Raw genomic sequence first — 18,562 nt, 5'->3', positions numbered from 1 at the left:
CACAACCGGGGCGCCCCTGGCGGGACGCCGCTGGCGATCGCGCACCTCGCGGCGCACGTCGCGGACCGGACCCGTCGACCCGGGGGCCGATCGGGTGGGAGACTGTCGCGGTTGCCCTCTCGGGCCTCCTGGGTGGAGCCTCCACTTGCTGGCCGGGTGTCCGTACGGACTCCTGGCCGGTCAGTCTCGAATCATAGCAGCGTTCGGGCGGCCACCGTTATTCCGGCCCCGGTCACGCCGCCTTGTACGCTCCCTGTGTACGTCCACCGGCCAGACGGAGTGAGCCACCTTGAGCAGCCAGCCCCACGAGCACGACGACGAGCAGGCCGTCGGCTTCGACGACCTCACCCGCGACATCGCCGAGGTCCCGGCGGTCGAGGTGATCACCACCGTCGCCGTCCACCTCATGAGCGCGGCCGCCGTCAAGTGCGGGCTCGCCGAGGGCGGCGAGGCCGACAAGGACCTCGACGAGGCCCGCAAGCTGATCACCGCCCTCGCCGGGCTGGTCACCGCCGGCGCCCCCGAGATCTCCAACTTCCACGCCGCACCGCTCCGGGACGGGCTGCGCTCCCTCCAGCTCGCCTTCCGCGAGGCCTCCGTCGTCCCGGACGCCCCGGGCGCCGGCCCCGGCGAGAAGTTCACCGGCCCGGTCTACTCCTGACCGGAGCGACCCGCCCCGGGATCCGGGGCGACCGCTGAGGGGCGCGGGGACCTGCGCGGAACGGAAGTGACGGCGTTGCGCCTTCCGTTCCGCGCAGGTCCCCGCGCCCCTCGTGGTTCTCCCTACTCCCCCGCCGAGTAGAACGGCTCCTCGGGGAGGTCGGTGCGGAGCACGGCGAGCTGGAGGCCGCGGTCCAGGCGGACCCGGAGGGTGGCGTCCCCGGCGAGACCCGCGACCAGCCGGTCGACGGCCGCCCGCAGCTCCTCCTCGCCCGCCCCCGCCGCGGGCACCAGCGCGAGCACCGCGTCCGCGTCGCCGTCCGGCCGCAGGTACCCCCGGGCCACCGCCGGCTCCGCCGCGAGCAGGTCCCGCAGCGCCCCGTGCACGTCCGGGTCGGCGGCCGGCCGGACGTACCGCCGGTTCTCGGCGACGGCCCGCAGCCGTGCCCCGTGCAGCAGGTAGGTGACCGGCCCCGCCGGGTCGACCAGCAGGGTGTCGGCGCGCTCCGAGAAGGCGACCATCGCGGCCTGCGGTGCGGCGACCGGCGCCGGCCGGGCGTCGGCGCGCCAGCGGGCCATGGTCTCCAGCGAGGTGAAGGCCGGCAGGGCGCGGCGCCCGTCGGCGGCCTCGATCACGGGGACGGCCATGTCACTGGTCTTCTCGTGCTTGAGCCCGTTCGCGTCGGTCTCGACCTCGCCGAGCAGGGCCACGATCGGCACCATCAGCCGGCTCGGGGTGAGGGCGTCGAGGAGCTCGGGCTCCTGCGACGGGTCCTGCGCCCAGGCGTCGAGGGCCCGGACGAGGCGGGGGTCGGCGGTGCCGTCGTCGTCGGCGAAACCGGGGTTCGGAATGTTCTTGCGCTCCACCCGTCGAGGGTATGCCACCCACATCTCCGGCTTCTCAGACGGTGCTCACTCCGGCCTCACCCGAGCCCAAGGAGCCCGGCCCAGGATCGCCGGCATGACCTCAGCCCGACGGACCCGCACCGCGGCCCGCAGGCGCCGCCGCCGGCAGCGCCGCGGCGCCCTCCTGGTCGTCCTCGCCCTCGCCGCGACCGGGGTGTGGCTGCACCGGGAGCGCTCGGCCGGGGGCACGGTGCCGGTGGCGGCGGCCGCGGCCTCGGCGGCCCCCACGGTCGACCCGGACGCGCAGCTCGCCGCCGCGCTTCAGGACGGCGGCGGCCACCTGGCGGTCGCCGTGCTGGACACCGCCTCCGGCGCGAGCGCCGCGTACGGGACGGACCGGTTCGTCACCGCCAGCATCGTCAAGGTCGACATCCTGGCGGCCCTGCTGTGGCGGACCGACGGGATGCTGACCGACGACCAGCGCTCCGCCGCCGCACTGATGGTCGAGAACAGCGACAACGACGCGACCACCGACCTGTTCGGCCAGATCGGCGGGGACGAGGGGCTGGACGCCGCCAACGCCGCGTTCGGCCTCACCGGGACGACGGCCGGCACCGACGGCTACTGGGGCCTGACCACCACCACGGCCGAGGACCAGCTGCGGCTGCTGCAGCTGGTGTTCGGCACCGAGGGCGTGCTGGGCGACGAGTCCCGGGCGTACCTGCAGAAGCTGATGGGGCTGATAGCCGCCGACCAGCGCTGGGGCGTCTCGGCCGCGGACGACGACCGCGCGGTGCACCTCAAGAACGGCTGGCTGCCGCGGACGGCGGAAGGGGCCTGGGTGGTCAACAGCATCGGCCGGGTGGTGCACGACGGGCGCGAGCTGCTGGTGGCGGTGCTGACCGACGGCTCGGACACCAAGGAGGAGGGCATCGCCCTGGTGGAGTCGGTGGCCGCCGCGGCCGCCGACAGCCTGACCTCCGCCACCCCGTCCGCGACGGTCTCCCCCACCGCGTCCCCCGCCGTGTCCGGGGCGGCGGCTTCCCCGGTCGCCGCCTCTACCCAGCAGTAGCCACCGTGTGGGACGCTGCCGCCATGGCCACCGACCTCGCCCCCGCCGTGTCCGGCGCCGTCTCGGACCGCTCCCGGTACGACCGGGCCACCGCGCACCTCGACGCGCCGTTCGCGATCGTCGACCTGGCCGCGTTCGACGCCAACGCGGCCGACCTGGTGCGCCGGGCCGGCGGCAAGCCGGTCCGGGTGGCGAGCAAGTCGGTGCGCTGCCGCGCCCTGCTGGAGCGGGTGCTGGCCACCGAGGGCTTCGCCGGGATCATGAGCTTCACCCTGGCCGAGTCGATCTGGCTGGCCCGCCAGGGCTTCACCGACGTCCTGCTCGCCTACCCGTCGGCCGACCGGGCCGGCTTCGGCGAGCTCACCGACGATCCCAAGCTCGCCGGGGCGATCACCGTCCTGCTGGACGACCCCGCGCAGCTGGACCTGATCGACTCCTCCCGCGGGGGCCCGGAGACCGTCCGGGTCTGCCTGGAGCTGGACACCTCGCTGGAGCTGTTCGGCGGACGGGTCCGCTTCGGCGCCCGACGCTCGCCGCTGCGCACCCCCGAGGCCCTGGGCGCCTTCGCCGAGCTGGTGCAGAACCGGCCGGGCTTCGAGGTGGTCGGCCTGATGGCCTACGAGGGCCACATCGCCGGCGTCGGCGACCGGGTCGCCGGCCGGCCGCTGCGCTCGCAGCTGGTGCGGATGATGCAGACCCGGGCCCGGGCGGAGCTGGCCGAGCGGCGGGCCGCGGTGGTGCAGCGGCTGCGGCAGGTCGCGGAACTGGAGTTCGTGAACGGCGGCGGCACCGGCAGTGTGGAGTCGACGGTGGCCGAGTCGGCCGTCACCGAGGTCGCGGCAGGGTCGGGCCTGTACCAGCCCCGGCTGTTCGACAACTACGCGTCGTTCCGGGGGCGGCCGGCGGCGCTGTTCGCCCAGCCGGTGGTCCGCCGGCCCGGGGTGGGCGTGGTGACGGTGCTCGGCGGCGGCTACCCGGCCTCCGGTCCGGCCGGCGGTGACCGCTCCCCCGTGCCGTACCTGCCGGAGGGCCTGCGCTACGACCCGCAGGAGGGCGCGGGCGAGGTGCAGACGCCGCTGCTCGGCGCGGCCGCCGACGACCTGCTGATCGGCGACCGGGTGTGGTTCCGGCACGCCAAGGCCGGCGAGCTGTGCGAGCGCTTCGCGGAGCTGCACCTGGTCGAGGGCGACCGGGTGGTGGAGACGGTGCCGACCTACCGCGGCGAGGGGCGCACCTTCCTCTGAGTCCTCTGAGTCCTCGGAGGTGGGTGCGCCCCCGCCGGGTGGCCGAGGATCCGTCAGGTGCCGCCGGGGCCGCTCACCTGGGCGGTGGCGATGCCCTTGACGATGGTGTCCATCTGGGCGAGGTCGGGCGCCTTGTCGGCGATGTCGAAGCCGAGGTGGACGGCGACCAGGCTGCCCGCCTTCGCGCCGGGGAAGACCACCGTCTCCACGTAGCCGTCGTTGCCCTGCGGGGCGTCGACCTTCCAGCGGACGAGGTAGCCGCTGCGCCCGGCGACGGTGACCGCCTCCGACTTGAGCTCCTCGTGGGACTTCACGTCGCCGTAGGCCTCCTTGGCCGCGGCCGCGATGTCGGTGAGGGCGGCCTGCTTGGCGTCGCTGCCCTCGACGGTGTCGGTGAAGGCGCCGCCGAGCGAGCAGGTGCCCTTGCCGTCGGGGCAGGTGTACGAGCCGATGGAGAGCGCGGCGTGCCCGTCGGGGGTGGTGGCGCCCTGCCAGCCGGAGGGCACCGGCAGGCTGATGCCGTTCACCACGTCGACGGCGGTCGAGGCGTTCCGGCCGCCGCGGCCGAGGCCGTTGCCGCCCTGGCCGTTGCCCTGGCCACTGCCGTTCCCGCCGCCCGGGCCGTCACCGCCCTGGCCGTTCCCGCTCCCCCCGCCCTGGCCGCCGTTCTGACCGGGGAGGCCGGGGAAGCCGAAGCCGTCCGAGCCGTTGCCGCCGAGGCGGTAGCGGCCGTCGAAGGGCCGGGCCGCCGAGGCCCCGTCGCCGTCGTCGTCCATGGCCAGGTAGGTGATGCCGGAGCCGACCGCGAGGCCGGCCACCGCGGCCACGGCCGCCGCCACGACCACCGGGCGCGAGGGGCGCCGGCGGGGCTTCGGCGGGGCCTGGACGGCCGTCGGCATCTCCGGGTAGCGCACCGTCGGCCCGTCGTCCAGGACGCGGCCCTCGATCACGGTGGGCCCGTCGCCGTCCGCGGCCGCCCCGGGGACCGCTGCGGGAGCCTCGGCACCGGGTGCGGGCGTCTCGGCACCGGGTGCGGGACGGGTGGTCGCCGTCCAGCCCTTGCCGTCCCAGTAGCGCTCGGGCCGGGGGTCGCTGGTGTCCTTCGGGTCCGGGTACCACCCGGCGGGAATCTGCTCGCTCACGCCATCGAATCTAAGGGCGGGCGGATAAGCGCCATATCAGCAGGAGGGTCGAAACGCCCTGTTCGCGATGAGATTACGGTGAGAATCGGACCAGGCTGCCGTTGACCCCGGCGGAGTCGTCGCTCGCGAGCCAGGCCGCCGCGGCGGCGAGCCGTTCCGCGTCGCCGCCGCCGAGCGCGTTGAAGCGGATGCCCTCCGGCCCGAAGGCGTCCGCGAGCTCCCGGGTGAGCGCACCGACCCCGGCCGCGGCCACCGCGGCGGCCAGCCCGCCCTCGGCCGCCGGACCGGCCAGGTTGACCACCGAGCCGTGCCCGTGCCGCCGCAGGTAGGGCAGGGCGGCCCGACAGCAGAAGAAGACGGCGGTCAGCCGGGTGTCCTGGACGACCCGCCAGGTGTCCGGCGGCACCTCCAGCGCCGGGCCGTCGGCGGGCGGCGCCCCGCACGGGCCGTTCACCACCGCGTCCACCCCGCCGAGGGTCTCGTACGCCTCGTCGAAGAGCGCCTCCACCATGTACTCGTCCAGCGGGTCGGTGTGCACGAACAGGCCGCCCACCGAACGGGCCACCGCCTGCCCCGCCTTCTCGTCCGGGTCCGCGCACACCACCCGGGCGCCCTCCGCGGCGAGCCGCCGGGCCACCGCGGCCCCGGCCTCCCCCGCGAATCCGCTCACCCCGGTCACCACCGCGACCCGGCCGGCCAACCGCCGGGGCACCCCCGGTTCCGCTCCCGCCATCGGGCACCTCCGCCACTCGCCGAGCACGTTCCGACACGACACGGTTACCGTACGTCGTACCGCCGACGGCGGTGGTGTGGCGCGTGCCGCACTGCCCGATCGCGCCGCGGCGGCCCGTGAGGAGGCAGAATGCCCGCCATGACTCCTCGGCCCGTGATCGGCATCAGCACTTCCGTCCTCGACGCGGCCTGGGGCCGCTGGGACAGCATCCGCACCGTCCTGCTGGCCGAGCGCTACCCGTCCGTGGTGCAGGCCGCCGGCGGGCTCGCCGTGCTGCTGCCGCCGGACGCGGCCGAACACGCCGCCGACGCCGTCGCCCGGATCGACGCGCTGGTGATCGCCGGTGGCGCCGACATCGACCCCGCCCGCTACGGCGCCGCCCGCCACCCCGAGACCGACGGCGGCGAGCCCGAGCGGGACGTCTGGGAGTCCGCGCTGCTGCGCGCCGCGCTCGCCGCCGAACTGCCCGTGCTCGGGATCTGCCGCGGCATGCAGCTGCTCAACGTGGTCCGCGGCGGCACCCTGCTGCAGCACCTGCCGGACGTGGTCGGCCACCACGGCCACATCGGCGCACCCGGCACCTACGGGCGCCACGCGGTGCGGCCGGTGCCCGGCACCCTGCTCGGCGAGCTGCTGCCGGACCCCTCGGTGGACGTCCCCACCTACCACCACCAGGCGGTCGACCGCCTCGGCCAGGGGCTGTCGGTGTCCGCCTGGGCCGAGGACGGCACGGTCGAGGCGATCGAGGGCGCCGGGTTCACCCTCGGCGTCCAGTGGCACCCCGAGCAGGGCGACGACCTGCGGCTGATGACCGCGCTGGTACGGACCGCGGCCGCGGTGCGCGCCCAGGCCGCCGTCACCGCCTGACCCGCGCCCGGCCCGGCCGCGCGGGGGATCGCGGCGCCGTCGCCCGGACGGCCCTGCGCGGCAACGACAACGGTCACCAGTGCAGGCTTTGGATCTTCGTCCGTTCTGGGGTTCACTTCGGGTGCGGGCGGTGTCCGCCGCCCGCACGGGCAGCACGTGCACGAGAGGACTCCGATGGCCGGCGAGCACGAGCACGACCGCGGCGCGCACGGGACGGCCCTGCACGAACACGGCGACCACGACCACGCGGCGGACGGGCACGGCGCCCACCACGGGCACGGGCACGGCGGGAAGGGCCACGCGCACGGCCACGGGGTGTCCGCCGACGCCGATCGCCGCTGGCTGGTCTCCGCCCTGGTGCTGATCACCGTCTTCATGGCGGGCGAGGTCGTGGTCGGCCTGGCGGCCTCCTCGCTGGCGCTGATCTCGGACGCCGCGCACATGCTGACCGACGCGGCCTCGATCGCGCTCGCCCTGGTCGCCATGCGGCTGGCCGCCCGGCCCGCCCGCGGCGGCTACACCTACGGCCTGAAGCGGGCCGAGATCCTCTCCGCCCAGGCGAACGGCGTCACCCTGCTGGTGCTCTCCGCCTGGCTCGGCTACGAGGCGGTCACCCGGCTGATCGACCCGCCGGATGTGCACGGCTCGCTGGTGCTGTACACCGCACTGGTCGGGATCGTGGTCAACCTCGCGGCCACCTGGTGCATGTCCCGGGCCAACCGCAGCTCGCTCAACGTCGAGGGCGCCTTCCAGCACGTGCTCACCGATCTCTACGCCTTCATCGCGACCGCGATCGCCGGCCTCGTGGTGATGCTCACCGGGTTCGTGCAGGCGGACGCGATCGCCTCGCTGGTGGTGGTGGGGCTGATGCTGCGGGCCGGCACCGGGCTCGTCCGCGACTCCGCGCGGATCTTCCTGGAGGCCGCCCCGGCCGGCGTCGACCCGGACACCGTGGCGGACCGGCTGGTCGCGGTGCCGCTGGTCGAGGAGATCCACGACCTGCACATCTGGGAGATCACCTCCGGCGAGCCGGCGCTGTCCGCGCACATCCTGGTCGCCCCCGGCGGGGACTGCCACGCCGTCCGCCGCGAGCTGCAGCGCCGGGTCCGCGACGAGTACGGGATCGCCCACGCCACCCTCCAGGTCGACCACGTCGGCGAGGAGGGGCCGCAGGAGCTGCTGCAGATCGGCCGCTCGGCGGAGGCCGACGGGCAGGCCGCGGCCGACGGGCAGGAGCACTGCGCGGACGCGCACGGCCCCGTGCACCGCAGCGGTCCGCACCGGCACTGACCGCCCCGGCCGTCGGACGGGTACGGCATGATGCGGAGGGTGACCGCACCGCGCCTGATGCTGCTCGACACGGCGAGCCTCTACTTCCGTGCCTACTTCGGTGTCCCGGAGTCCCTGAAGTCCCCCGAGGGCGAGCCGGTGAACGCCGTCCGCGGGCTGCTCGACTTCATCGCCCGCCTCGTCCAGGACCACCGGCCGGACCAGCTGGTCGCCTGCATGGACGCCGACTGGCGCCCGCAGTGGCGGGTCGATCTCATCCCCACCTACAAGACGCACCGGCTGGCCGCCGAGCCCTCGGTCGAGGGCGAGGAGGAGATCCCCGACACGCTCTCCCCGCAGGTGCCGGTGATCGAGCAGGTGCTCGACGCCCTCGGCATCGCCCGGGTCGGCGCCCCCGGCTACGAGGCCGACGACGTCATCGGCACCCTTGCCACCCGCGCCGCGGGGCCGGTGGAGATCGTCACCGGCGACCGCGACCTCTTCCAGCTGGTCGACGACGCCCGCGGCGTCACCGTGCTCTACCCGGTCAAGGGCGTCGGCTCGGCCGAACGCATCGACAACGCCCACCTGCTGGAGAAGTACGGCGTCGGCGGGGCCTCGTACGCGGACATGGCCGCGCTGCGCGGCGACGCCAGCGACGGCCTGCCCGGGGTCAAGGGGATCGGCGAGAAGACCGCCGCCCAGCTGATCCAGAGCTACGGCGACCTGGCCGGGGTGCGCGCCGCGGCCGCCGACCCGACCTCCAAGCTCACCCCCGCCCGGCGGAAGAACCTCCTGGAGGGCGCCGCCTACCTGGACGTGGCGCCCACGGTCGTCCGGGTCGCCACCGACGTGCCGCTGCCCGCCTTCGACCCGGCCCTGCCCGCCGAGCCCCTCGACCCGATGGCCCTGGAGGCGCTCGCCGAACGCTGGGGCCTCGGCGGCTCGCTCGAACGCGTCGTCGCCGTCCTGGCGGACGCCGCGTCCTGATGCGGCTGCGGGGGCGGTGCCGCCGGGCGCGCGGGGATCGCCCCGCACACCCGGCGGCACCGCCGGTGGACCGCTAGCCGACCGAGGAGTAGGCGATGATGCCGCGGCGGAGGGAGTCGACCGCCTTGCGGGCGGTGCTCCGCAGGTCGGTGTCCTCGCCGGCGGCGTCCTGGATCTGGCCGAGGACGTCGATCAGCTGCTTCGTCCAGCGGACGAAGTCGCCGGCCGGCAGCTCGGCGTCGCGCAGGACGGCGTCCAGGTTGTGGCCGAGGGCCCAGCGCCAGGCGACCCAGGCGAAGCCGAGGTCGGGCTCGCGCTGGCCGACGCCCTCCGCGGTGGAGATCCGGTGCTGCTCCTCCAGGGCGTCGAGGTGGCCCCAGATCCGGATCATCTTGCCGAGCGCCTCCTTGGCGGCGCCCTCCGGGACGCGCGGGGCGACGGCGTCGTCGGACTGCCGGGCCTCGTACACCAGCGCCGAGGCGCAGGCCGCGAGCTCGGCGGCGGACAGGCCCTTCCACACGCCCTCGCGGATGCACTCCGAGGCGAGCAGGTCGAGTTCGCCGTAGAGCCGGCCGAGCCGCTTGCCGTCGTCCGTGACGGTGTCGCCCTGGAGGTAGCCGAGGTCGGCGAGCAGGCCGCAGACCCGGTCGAAGGTGCGCGCGATGGTGTGGGTGCGCGAGCGCATCCGGCGTTCCAGCAGCTCGGTGTCGCGGTGCAGCCGGTGGTAGCGCTCGGCCCAGCGGGCGTGGTCCTCGCGCTCGTCGCAGCCGTGGCAGGGGTGCCGGCGCAGCTCGGCGCGGAGCCGGGTGATCTCCGGGTCGTCCGCGGCGGCGGCGCGGCCGCGGCGGTACCGCTCGGGTTCGAGGTGGCCGGCCTTGGTGCGCAGCGCGGAGGCGAGGTCCCGGCGGGACTGCGGGCTGCGCGGGTTGAAGGACTTCGGGATCCGCACGCGCTCGACGGCGGCGACCGGGTACGGGAAGTCGATCATGGCGAGGCGCTTGACCTGGCGCTCGGCGGTGAGCACCACCGGGCGGGGCCCGTCCTGGTAGTCGGGGTGCCGGGGGCCGCCGCGCCCGCCCCGGGCGACCGGCGGCAGGCCGGGGTCGAGGACGAGGGCGAGGCCGGCGAACTTGCCGGTGGGCACGTGGATGACGTCGCCGGGCTTGAGCTGTTCGAGGGCCTCGACGGCGGCGGCCCGGCGCTGGCTGGTGCCCTCGCGGGCCAGCTCGTTCTCACGGTCCTTCAGCTGCCGGCGCAGCGCCATGTACTCGTCGAAGTCGCCGAGGTGACAGGTCATCGACTCGCGGTAGCCCTCCAGGCCCTCCTCGTTGCGCTGGACCTGGCGGGCGATGCCGACCACCGAGCGGTCCGCCTGGAACTGGGCGAAGGAGGTCTCCAGCAGCTCGCGGGAGCGGTGCCGGCCGAACTGCCCGACCAGGTTGACCGCCATGTTGTACGAGGGGCGGAAGGAGGACTTGAGCGGGTAGGTGCGGGTGCCGGCGAGGCCGGCCAGCGCCTCCGGGTCGAGGCCGCGCTGCCAGAGCACCACGGCGTGGCCCTCGACGTCGATGCCGCGGCGGCCGGCCCGGCCGGTGAGCTGGGTGTACTCGCCGGGGGTGATGTCGGCGTGGGTCTCGCCGTTCCACTTGACGAGCTTCTCCATGACCACCGAGCGGGCGGGCATGTTGATGCCGAGGGCGAGGGTCTCGGTCGCGAAGACGGCCTTGACCAGGCCCTTCACGAAGAGCTCCTCGACGACCTCCTTGAAGCGGGGCAGCATGCCGGCGTGGTGGGCGGCGATGCCGCGCTCCAGGCCGTCCAGCCACTCGAAGTAGCCGAGGACGTGCAGGTCCTCGTCGGGGATGTCCTGGCAGCGCTGCTCGACGATCTCGCGGACCTGACGGCGCTCGGCGTCGCGGTTGAGTCTGAGGCCCGAGGAGAGGCACTGCTGGACGGCGGCCTCGCAGCCGGCCCGGCTGAAGATGAAGGTGATGGCGGGCAGCAGGCCCTCGGCGTCGAGGCGTTCGATGACGTCGATCCGGCCCGGGGTCCAGACCCGGCCGGGCCGGCCGGCGGGCATGGAGCGGCCGCGGCCCTTGGCGAAGCGGTCCCGGCCGCCGCGGTCCAGCTCGGAACGGGCGAGCCGGACGAGCTCGGGGTTGACCGCCTTGGCGGGGTTGCGCGGGGCGTCCTTGGGGCGGCCGTCGCGGTCCGGGTTGGCGAACAGGTCGTACATCCGGTTGCCCGCCATGACGTGCTGCCACAGCGGCACGGGGCGGTGCTCGGAGACGATCACCCTGGTGCCGCCGCGCACGGTGTCCAGCCAGTCGCCGAACTCCTCGGCGTTGGAGACGGTGGCGGAGAGCGAGGCCAGCACCACGGACTCGGGGAGGTGGATGATGACCTCCTCCCAGACGGCGCCGCGGAAGCGGTCGGCCAGGTAGTGCACCTCGTCCATCACCACGTAGCCGAGGCCGTTGAGGGAGCTGGAGCCCGCGTAGAGCATGTTGCGGAGCACCTCGGTGGTCATGACGACCACCGGCGCGTCCCCGTTGACGCTGTTGTCGCCGGTGAGCAGGCCGACCTTGTCGGCGCCGTAGCGCTTGACCAGGTCGCCGAACTTCTGGTTGGAGAGCGCCTTGATCGGCGTGGTGTAGAAGCACTTGCGGCCGCTCGCCAGGGCCAGGTGGACGGCGAACTCGCCGACGATGGTCTTGCCGGATCCGGTCGGCGCGGCGACCAGGACGCCCTCGCCGGCCTCCAGGGCCCGGCAGGCCTCGATCTGGAAGGGGTCGAGCGGGAAGTCGTAGAGCTGCTGGAAGCCGTACAGCGCGGTGGCCTGTTCGGCGGCGCGGCGGCGGGAGGCCGCGTAGGCCTCGGCGGGACTGAGCTGCTCCTCGGGCAGGGGGGCGTTCATCGGCGTCACCTTCTCTTCCCGTGGGAGTGCTGCCCGTGCGGGCCGGACGGGTGCGCAGACGGCGACGCCTGCGGCTGCGGGGCCGTCCGGACTGTCCGTCCGGCCGGGGCGCAGCTGGTGTGGTGGGTGTGATCGAGCATCTCGCCCAGAGGTTACCCGGCGTGGCCGACATCGATAGCACCCTTTTCCGGGTCCCTCGCGGACCGCCGCCGGGCGGGTGGTCACGGGGTGCGGTCGGGTCGCTGCAACGGGTCGAAGATGCGTTCGAAGGTGGGCCCCGGACTGGCAGTTCAATCACATCCTTAGTTGCAAATGTCTTCAAGTCGTCGCCGAATCGACGTCAAATGACCTCTGATCACTCATCCGCGATCGATTCCGGTCATCCAGCGAAGATTCCCGACCGTCTCCCTACAGTCGTTGCCGAACCCGCCCGAACGGTGCGGGGACCGCGACAGCAGCAGGAGGAAGACGATGGCGAACCCGGAGACCGCGCTCAAGGAGGCCATGACGATCGAGGGCGCGATCGGCGTCGCCCTGGTCGACTACGGCAGCGGCATGGCCCTCGGGACGCTCGGCGACTCCGCCGAGCTCGACCTCAACGTGGCAGCCGCCGGCAACACCGACCTCGTCCGGGCCAAGATGCGGACGATGGAGATGCTCAACCTGCAGGACAACGGGATCGAGGACATCCTGATCACCCTCAGCAGCCAGTACCACCTGATCAGGCCGCTCACCACCTCCGGCGGCCGCGGTCTCTTCCTCTACCTGGCGCTCGCCCGCAGCCGCTCCAACCTCGCCATGGCCCGCCACCAGCTCCGGCGGATCGAGGCCAACCTTGAGGTCTGAGCCCACCCGCGGCCGCATCGACCCGGAGCCGGAGAGGGGGCCGCGTGCCCGTACCGCTGTACCAGGCCAAGGCGGAGTTCTTCCGGATGCTCGGCCATCCCGTCCGCATCCGGGTGCTGGAGCTGCTGCAGGCCGGCCCCACGCCCGTCCGTGAGCTGCTCGCGGACATCGACATCGAGCCGTCCAGCCTCTCCCAACAGCTCGGCCAGCTGCGCCGGGCCGGGCTGGTGACGGCCACCAGGGAGGGTTCCACCGTCGTCTACGCACTGGCCGGCGCCGATGTCGCCGACCTGCTCCGCGCGGCCCGCCGCATCCTGACGGAGCTCATCCAGGACCAGGGCGTGCTGCTCGCGGAGCTCAGAGCCTCCGACTGACGGCCCGACGGCCGCGCACACCCCTCCTCTCCCATGCACCTCGACGACCACCGTCCGCCGGGCGGGGGATCGATGACGCACGTTCACACGTCTTCCATGTGACCGATGACATGTGAAATATTACCCGCGCTCATCCGACCACCCCCGCCCGGAAGGACCGGTCCCCGTTGAAGCGCACACCCTCCACGGCCCTCGCGGCCGTGCTCGCCCTCGGCGCCCTCGTCGTCGGCATACCCGGCGCCGCGGCCGCGCCGTTACCCGCAGGTCCGCGGCTCGCCGCCGAAGCCGCCCCCGGGGCCGAGGGCCCGCAGCCCGACCCCGTCCCGCAGGAGCGCCGGCGCCAGGCCCTGCGCACCGAGGCGCTGGAACGGCTCAACCGCGGCACCGTCGCCCGCACCCCCGACCACCGCGCACCCTCGAAGGTCCGGATCGGCGACGACTACGTCCAGCTCGGCGTGGAGCGCCGCGACAAGGTCTTCGTGATCCTCGCCCAGTTCGGCGACCAGGTGGACACCACCACCCGGTGGAACGGCCAGCCCCGCTACGGCGGCACCCCCGGCCCGCGCCACAACGCCATCCCCCGGCCCGACGCGAGCGACACCCACACCTTCTGGAAGGCCGACTTCGACCGGGACTACTACCGCCGGATGTTCTTCGACGCGACGCCCGGCGCCAACTCCGTCCGCAACTACTACCGCACCCAGTCCTCCGGCCGGTACGACATCGACGGCACCGTCAGCGACTGGGTGACCGTCCCCTGGAACGAGGCCCGGTACGGCAGCAACAAGGGCCCGCAGGGCAGCGGCGCCTGGACGCAGACCCAGGAGTTCGTCCGGGACGCCGTGACGGCCTGGTACGACGGTGAGATCGCCAAGGGCCGCACCCCGGCCGACGTGAAGGCCGAACTCGCCCGGTACGACGTCCACGACCGCTACGACCACGACAAGGACGGCGACTTCGACCAGCCGGACGGCTACCTCGACAACGTGATCGTGGTGCACGCCGGCGTCGACGAGACCTGGGGCGGCGGCGCCCAGGGCACCGACGCGCTGTGGGCGCACCGCAGTTGGGCCTTCCCCGACCCGACCGGCAGCACCGGCCCGACCGGCGACCGGATCGGCGGCGTCCCGGTCGGCGACAGCGGCCTCTACGTCTACGACTACCTGCAGGCCGGCGAGAACAGCGGCGTGGGCCTCTTCTCCCACGAGTACGGCCACAACCTCGGCCTGCCCGACCTCTATCCGCTGACCGGCGGCGACAACTCCGTCAACTTCTGGTCGCTGATGTCCTCCGGCTCCTACCTGGGCACCGGACGGAAGAACACCACCGGCGAGTACCCGGGCGACCTCGACGCCTGGAGCCGCCTCCAGCTCGGCTGGCTGAACTACGACGAGGCGCAGGCCGCCACCCGCTCCAGCCACGCCCTCGGGGTGAGCGGCTACAACACCGACCAGGCCCAGGCCGTCCTGGTGCACCTGCCGCCGGGCCGCACCACCACCGACCTCGCCGACCCGTACGAGGGCGGCGCCCAGTGGTGGAGCGACACCGGGGACAACCTCGACAGCACGCTCACCCGCACCGTCGACCTCACCGGCCGGACGGGCCCCGCCGCCCTGGACGCAGCGGCCTGGTACGACCTGGAGCAGGACTACGACTTCCTCACCGTCGAGGCCTCCACCGACGGCGGGAAGACCTGGCGGCCGCTGCCCGGCACCGTCGACGGCGCACCCGTCCCCGCCACCCCGGCCGGCACCCCCGGCCTCAGCGGCGCCTCCGGCGGCTGGCGGAAGCTGCACGTCCCGCTGGACGGACTCGTCGGCGGCAGCGCGGAACTGCGCTTCCACACCACCTCGGACTCCAACACGCACGGCAAGGGCGCACTGGTCGACGCCGTCCGGATCACCGCGGACGGGGCCGAACTCCTCACGGACGGCGCCGAGCACGGCGGCGACCCCGGCTGGACGGCCACCGGCTTCTCCGTCGTGCAGGGCCGCGCGGCGGTGCGCGAGCACCCGCGGGCCTACCTGGTCGAGAACCGGCGGTACGCGGGCTACGGCGCCTACCTGCGGACCGGGCCGTACAACTTCGGGTGGACCGGGGTGGCCGGCAAGGCCGGGGTGATCGACACCTACCCCTACCAGGAGGGCGTGCTGGTCTGGCTCTGGGACACCGCCTACTCCGACAACAACACCAAGGACCACCCCGGCGCCGGGCTGATCCTGCCGGTGGACGCGCACCCGGGCGCGATCCGCTTCAAGGACGGCACCCTCGTGAACGGGCGGGCCCAGACCTACGACGCGGTCTTCTCGCTGAAGGGCACCACCGCCTTCACCCTGCACAAGGCGGGCGAGGCCGTCCGGATCGGCGCCGAACCGGCCGTCCCGGCCTTCGACGACCACCGCGGGGCCTACACCGACCCGGCGCTGCCCCAGCTCGCGGTCGCCGTCCCGGACACCAACACCCGGATCGAGGTCGTCCGGGAGAGCCAGGGCGGCCGGATCACCACCGTCCGGGTCGGCCCGGCCTCCTGACCGCCGTCCCGGACGGCCGCACTCCGGCCCTCCGGCAGCACAGCACCGGAGCACCACAGCACGACGGCGCCCCGGCCTGACAGTGCGACAGCACGACCGGCTCACCGGCCCCCGGCGGATCTCCGCCGGGGGCCGGTGGGCATTCCGGCCGGCCGGGGGCGACTTGTCACCGGAAGGTCGGGAGGCCAGGGGGGCCGGGAGGCGGGGACGGTGGCCGGAAGGCGGGTCGGTGGCCGGGGGGCCGGGGTCGGTGGCCGGGGCCTGTGCGGCCCCGGCTCAGTAGCCGAAGCCGGCCGCGCCGGTGCGCAGCAGCGCGAAGGCGGTGCCGGTGTCCTCGACGGCCCGCCGGTGGGCGTCCGCCTCCGGCACGCCGTCGGAGAGCCGCCGCCAGTTGATGCGGGTGAGGTCCTGCCGGACCGAGACGAACTGGGCGGCGAGCAGCCGGGCCGTCAGCTCGCCCTCGCCGCCGAGGGCCTCGGCGAGCAGCTCGGTGTCACGGGCGATCCAGTCCAGCAGGTGGGAGGAGAGGCTGGGCGTCCCGTAGACCAGCCGGTGGAAGGCGAGGACCTCGGGATCCGCGCAGAGGCCGGTGACCGCGTCCCGGGCGGCGAGCCGGTCGAGCTGGTGGCGCTGGAGGGCGTCCAGCGGGGTCTCCTGCGGGCCGCGGGCGGCGACCACCCGGCCGGACTCGCCGAGGTGGTCGGCGATCCGGTGCAGGACGAGCTCCTCCTTGGTCGGGAAGTAGCGGAACAGGGTGGGCTTGGAGACCTCGGCGGCGGCGGCGATCTCGAGCACCGAGACCCCGTCGAAGCCGTGCGCGAGGAACAGGCCGATCGCCGTGTCGGCGATCGCCTGCCGGGTGCGCTCCTTCTTGAGGGTCCGCAGACCGGGCGGCTCGTTCATGGCAGCGATTCTAACCCGGGAACTGACTCGGACTCTTTTGTTACCGGGTTGCATTTCTTACCGGGTTGCTGTTCCATGGACGTTGTCCGGGCCTTCCAGAAGCCGAGTCCGGGCCCCAGGGGAGGAGTTCCACCATGTCCGACGCCATGTCCGACGCCACGCCCACCGCCACGCCCACCGCCGCGCCCGGCACCGCGTCCGGGACCACGCCCGGCACCGTCCGTGAGACGACGTCCGTCCTGATCTCGGGCGCCGGGCCGACCGGCCTGACGCTCGCCTGCCTGCTGGCCCGCCAGGGCGTGGCCGTCCGGGTGGTCGAGCTGGCGCCCGAGCCGCACTCCGGCTCCCGCGGCAAGGCGCTCAACGCCCGCAGCCTGGAGGTGCTCGCCGACCTCGGCCTGGCCGACGCCCTGCTTGCCTCCGGCCGGACCAACCTGCCGTTCCGCCGCTACTTCGAGGGCGCCTTCGTCGCCGAGTCCGACCCGGCGGCGGAGACGCCGACCACCCCGGCCGCCCCCTTCCCCAGCCCGCTCTTCCTGCCGCAGGACAGGGTGGAGGCACTGCTACGGGGCCGGCTGGAGGAGCTCGGCGGATCGGTCGAGTTCGGCACCGAGCTCGCCGGGTTCGCCCAGGATGACGAGCGGGTCACCGCCCGGCTCGCCGACGGACGGGAGATCGAGGCCCAGTACCTGGTCGGCTGCGACGGCGGGCGCAGCACCGTCCGCAAGCAGTTGGCCATCCCCTTCACCGGCAACAGCGAGCCGGAGCCGGCCATGGTGGTGGGCGACCTGGAGATCAGCGGCCTGGAGCCCACGGCGTGGCACCAGTGGTTCGGCCCGCAGGGCGCGCTGCTGCTCTGCCCGTTCGGCGACGAGGACGGCCGGTGGCAGGTGCAGGCCACCCCCGAGACCGGCCCCGACGGCACGGCGCTCGCCCCCTCGCTGGAGGGGTTCCGCCGGATCGTCGCCGAGCACACCGGCGACGAGTCCATCGAGGTTCGCGGGGCCGGCTGGCTCTCCAGCTGGCGGGTCAACGTGCGGGTGGCGGAGCAGTACCGGGTCGGCCGGGTGCTGCTCGCCGGCGACGCCGCGCACGTCCACCCGACGGCGGGCGGGCTCGGGATGAACACCGGTATCCAGGACGCGTGGAACCTCGGCTGGAAGCTGGGCCACGTCCTGACCGGCCTCGCCCGACCGGCCCTGCTCGACACCTACGAGGAGGAGCGGCAGCCGATCGCCGCCTGGACCTTGCGGACCTCCACCGCCGGGATGGCAGCGGTGGCGGAGGGCGCCCGCACGCCGGGCGTCGGTCTGGAGGCCGTGCGGGTCGACGACCTCACCGGCCTCTCGCTGGGGTACCGCTGGAGCCCGCTCGCGGAGGACGGGCTCGGCACGTCCCTGCAGGCCGGCGACCGCGCACCGGACGCCCCCTGCGCCGACGCCGAGGGCCGCCCGATACGGCTCCTGGAGACGTTCGCGGGCGACCGGTTCACCCTGCTCGCCTTCGGCCACCAGCCCGTCGCCGACCTGCCCGGACACGTCCGTACGGTGCCGGTGGACGCGGACGACCCGGCCGGGCTGCGGGACACCGACGGGCACGCCCGGCGGGCCTACGGCATCGAGGGCTCGGCGCTGGTGCTGGTCCGGCCGGACAACCACGTGGCGCTCACCGCACGCCAGGGGGAGGAGCAGGCCGTCCTCGACTACCTGGGACGCCTGTGAGGCACCGCCCGCCGGGAGCCCGGCCTGCTTGTAAAGACTTCTTTCTAAAGATAGCTTTAGAAGCATGACCGAGGAGCACCCGGCACCGGACGTGCCACCCACCGTGCAGCTCAGCGACCCGCGGGCGCTGAAGGCGTACGCCCACCCCACCCGGATGGCACTGGTCGGGCTGCTCCGCCGCGAGGGCCCGCTCACCGCCACCCGCGCCGCCGAGCTGATCGGCGAGTCCGTCGCCAGCTGCTCCTTCCACCTCCGCCAGCTCGCCAAGTACGGACTGGTGGAGGAGGCGGGCGGCGGGCGCGGCCGGGAGAAGCCGTGGCGGGCCACCGCCCTGTTCACGAGCTGGGACACCGCCGCGGCGGACCCGGCCGCCGCCCAGGCGGGCGGCGCCCCCCCGCGCACCGGGGTCGGGGGCGGCGCCGGCCTCGCCCCCCCGCGGCTGGGGGG

The 18,562-nt window shown here is 74.4% G+C and carries 16 protein-coding genes; 11 read left to right on the top strand and 5 right to left on the bottom strand.

Annotation, left to right across the window (positions count from 1 at the left end; translation table 11 throughout):
- Nucleotides 1–289 precede the first annotated feature (289 nt).
- Nucleotides 290–661 (top strand): DUF1844 domain-containing protein, encoded by a 372-nt coding sequence (locus tag ABD353_RS01830; RefSeq protein ID WP_344621642.1) that lies wholly within the window; start codon nucleotides 290–292, stop codon nucleotides 659–661.
- A 122-nt stretch (nucleotides 662–783) separates the two neighbouring features.
- On the opposite strand, the gene ABD353_RS01825 is transcribed toward ABD353_RS01830, so the two are convergent.
- Nucleotides 784–1,527: an SseB family protein gene (locus ABD353_RS01825; protein ID WP_344621641.1), complete on the bottom strand. Its 744-nt coding sequence runs from the start codon at nucleotides 1,525–1,527 to the stop codon at nucleotides 784–786.
- A gap of 94 nt (nucleotides 1,528–1,621) precedes the next feature.
- Here ABD353_RS01825 and ABD353_RS01820 point away from each other — a divergent pair, with 94 nt between their 5' ends.
- Entirely contained in the window at nucleotides 1,622–2,578 is a 957-nt protein-coding gene (locus tag ABD353_RS01820; protein WP_344621640.1) for a serine hydrolase, read from the top strand.
- Nucleotides 2,579–2,601: 23 nt separating this feature from the next.
- The gene (locus ABD353_RS01815; RefSeq protein ID WP_425555052.1) at nucleotides 2,602–3,822 is read left to right on the top strand and encodes an amino acid deaminase/aldolase; all 1,221 of its coding nucleotides are present in this window, start codon (nucleotides 2,602–2,604) and stop codon (nucleotides 3,820–3,822) included.
- A 53-nt stretch (nucleotides 3,823–3,875) separates the two neighbouring features.
- Here ABD353_RS01815 and ABD353_RS01810 read toward each other — a convergent pair whose 3' ends face one another.
- Nucleotides 3,876–4,964, bottom strand: a complete 1,089-nt coding sequence (locus ABD353_RS01810) for a DUF2510 domain-containing protein (RefSeq protein ID WP_344621639.1) — start codon at nucleotides 4,962–4,964, stop codon at nucleotides 3,876–3,878.
- A gap of 73 nt (nucleotides 4,965–5,037) precedes the next feature.
- Nucleotides 5,038–5,697: an SDR family oxidoreductase gene (locus tag ABD353_RS01805; RefSeq protein WP_344621638.1), complete on the bottom strand. Its 660-nt coding sequence runs from the start codon at nucleotides 5,695–5,697 to the stop codon at nucleotides 5,038–5,040.
- Nucleotides 5,698–5,835: 138 nt separating this feature from the next.
- On the opposite strand from ABD353_RS01805, the gene ABD353_RS01800 reads away from it, so the two are divergent.
- From ABD353_RS01800 to ABD353_RS01790, 3 genes are all read left to right on the top strand, one after another.
- Nucleotides 5,836–6,564: a gamma-glutamyl-gamma-aminobutyrate hydrolase family protein gene (locus ABD353_RS01800; RefSeq protein WP_344621637.1), complete on the top strand. Its 729-nt coding sequence runs from the start codon at nucleotides 5,836–5,838 to the stop codon at nucleotides 6,562–6,564.
- A 174-nt stretch (nucleotides 6,565–6,738) separates the two neighbouring features.
- A complete protein-coding gene (locus ABD353_RS01795) occupies nucleotides 6,739–7,854 on the top strand; it encodes a cation diffusion facilitator family transporter (RefSeq protein WP_344621636.1) in 1,116 nt (371 codons plus the stop codon).
- Between the two features lie 30 nt (nucleotides 7,855–7,884).
- On the top strand, nucleotides 7,885–8,823 hold the full coding sequence (locus tag ABD353_RS01790; protein WP_344621707.1) for a 5'-3' exonuclease: 939 nt from the start codon (nucleotides 7,885–7,887) through the stop codon (nucleotides 8,821–8,823).
- A 73-nt stretch (nucleotides 8,824–8,896) separates the two neighbouring features.
- Here the strand turns inward: ABD353_RS01790 and ABD353_RS01785 are convergent, their stop codons facing one another.
- On the bottom strand, nucleotides 8,897–11,740 hold the full coding sequence (locus ABD353_RS01785; protein WP_344621635.1) for a DEAD/DEAH box helicase: 2,844 nt from the start codon (nucleotides 11,738–11,740) through the stop codon (nucleotides 8,897–8,899).
- A 471-nt stretch (nucleotides 11,741–12,211) separates the two neighbouring features.
- On the opposite strand from ABD353_RS01785, the gene ABD353_RS01780 reads away from it, so the two are divergent.
- The 3 genes from ABD353_RS01780 to ABD353_RS01770 all read left to right on the top strand — a co-directional run bounded on the left by ABD353_RS01780 (nucleotide 12,212) and on the right by ABD353_RS01770 (nucleotide 15,491).
- Nucleotides 12,212–12,586: a hypothetical protein gene (locus ABD353_RS01780; RefSeq protein ID WP_344621634.1), complete on the top strand. Its 375-nt coding sequence runs from the start codon at nucleotides 12,212–12,214 to the stop codon at nucleotides 12,584–12,586.
- Nucleotides 12,587–12,630: 44 nt separating this feature from the next.
- Entirely contained in the window at nucleotides 12,631–12,960 is a 330-nt protein-coding gene (locus ABD353_RS01775) for an ArsR/SmtB family transcription factor (protein ID WP_344621633.1), read from the top strand.
- Nucleotides 12,961–13,127: 167 nt separating this feature from the next.
- Complete coding sequence (locus ABD353_RS01770) at nucleotides 13,128–15,491, top strand: immune inhibitor A domain-containing protein (RefSeq protein ID WP_344621632.1); 2,364 nt, start codon at nucleotides 13,128–13,130, stop codon at nucleotides 15,489–15,491.
- Nucleotides 15,492–15,767: 276 nt separating this feature from the next.
- Here ABD353_RS01770 and ABD353_RS01765 read toward each other — a convergent pair whose 3' ends face one another.
- On the bottom strand, nucleotides 15,768–16,394 hold the full coding sequence (locus ABD353_RS01765; protein ID WP_344621631.1) for a TetR/AcrR family transcriptional regulator: 627 nt from the start codon (nucleotides 16,392–16,394) through the stop codon (nucleotides 15,768–15,770).
- Nucleotides 16,395–16,528: 134 nt separating this feature from the next.
- Here ABD353_RS01765 and ABD353_RS01760 point away from each other — a divergent pair, with 134 nt between their 5' ends.
- Nucleotides 16,529–18,115, top strand: a complete 1,587-nt coding sequence (locus ABD353_RS01760; RefSeq protein WP_344621630.1) for an FAD-dependent monooxygenase — start codon at nucleotides 16,529–16,531, stop codon at nucleotides 18,113–18,115.
- Between the two features lie 64 nt (nucleotides 18,116–18,179).
- On the top strand, nucleotides 18,180–18,562 hold a 383-nt coding region (locus ABD353_RS01755), incomplete at its 3' end, for a winged helix-turn-helix domain-containing protein (RefSeq protein ID WP_344621629.1).

It is taken from the genome of Kitasatospora arboriphila (assembly GCF_039528095.1).
Taxonomy (GTDB): domain Bacteria; phylum Actinomycetota; class Actinomycetes; order Streptomycetales; family Streptomycetaceae; genus Kitasatospora; species Kitasatospora arboriphila.
This window is presented reverse-complemented; position numbering and strand designations above follow the sequence as displayed.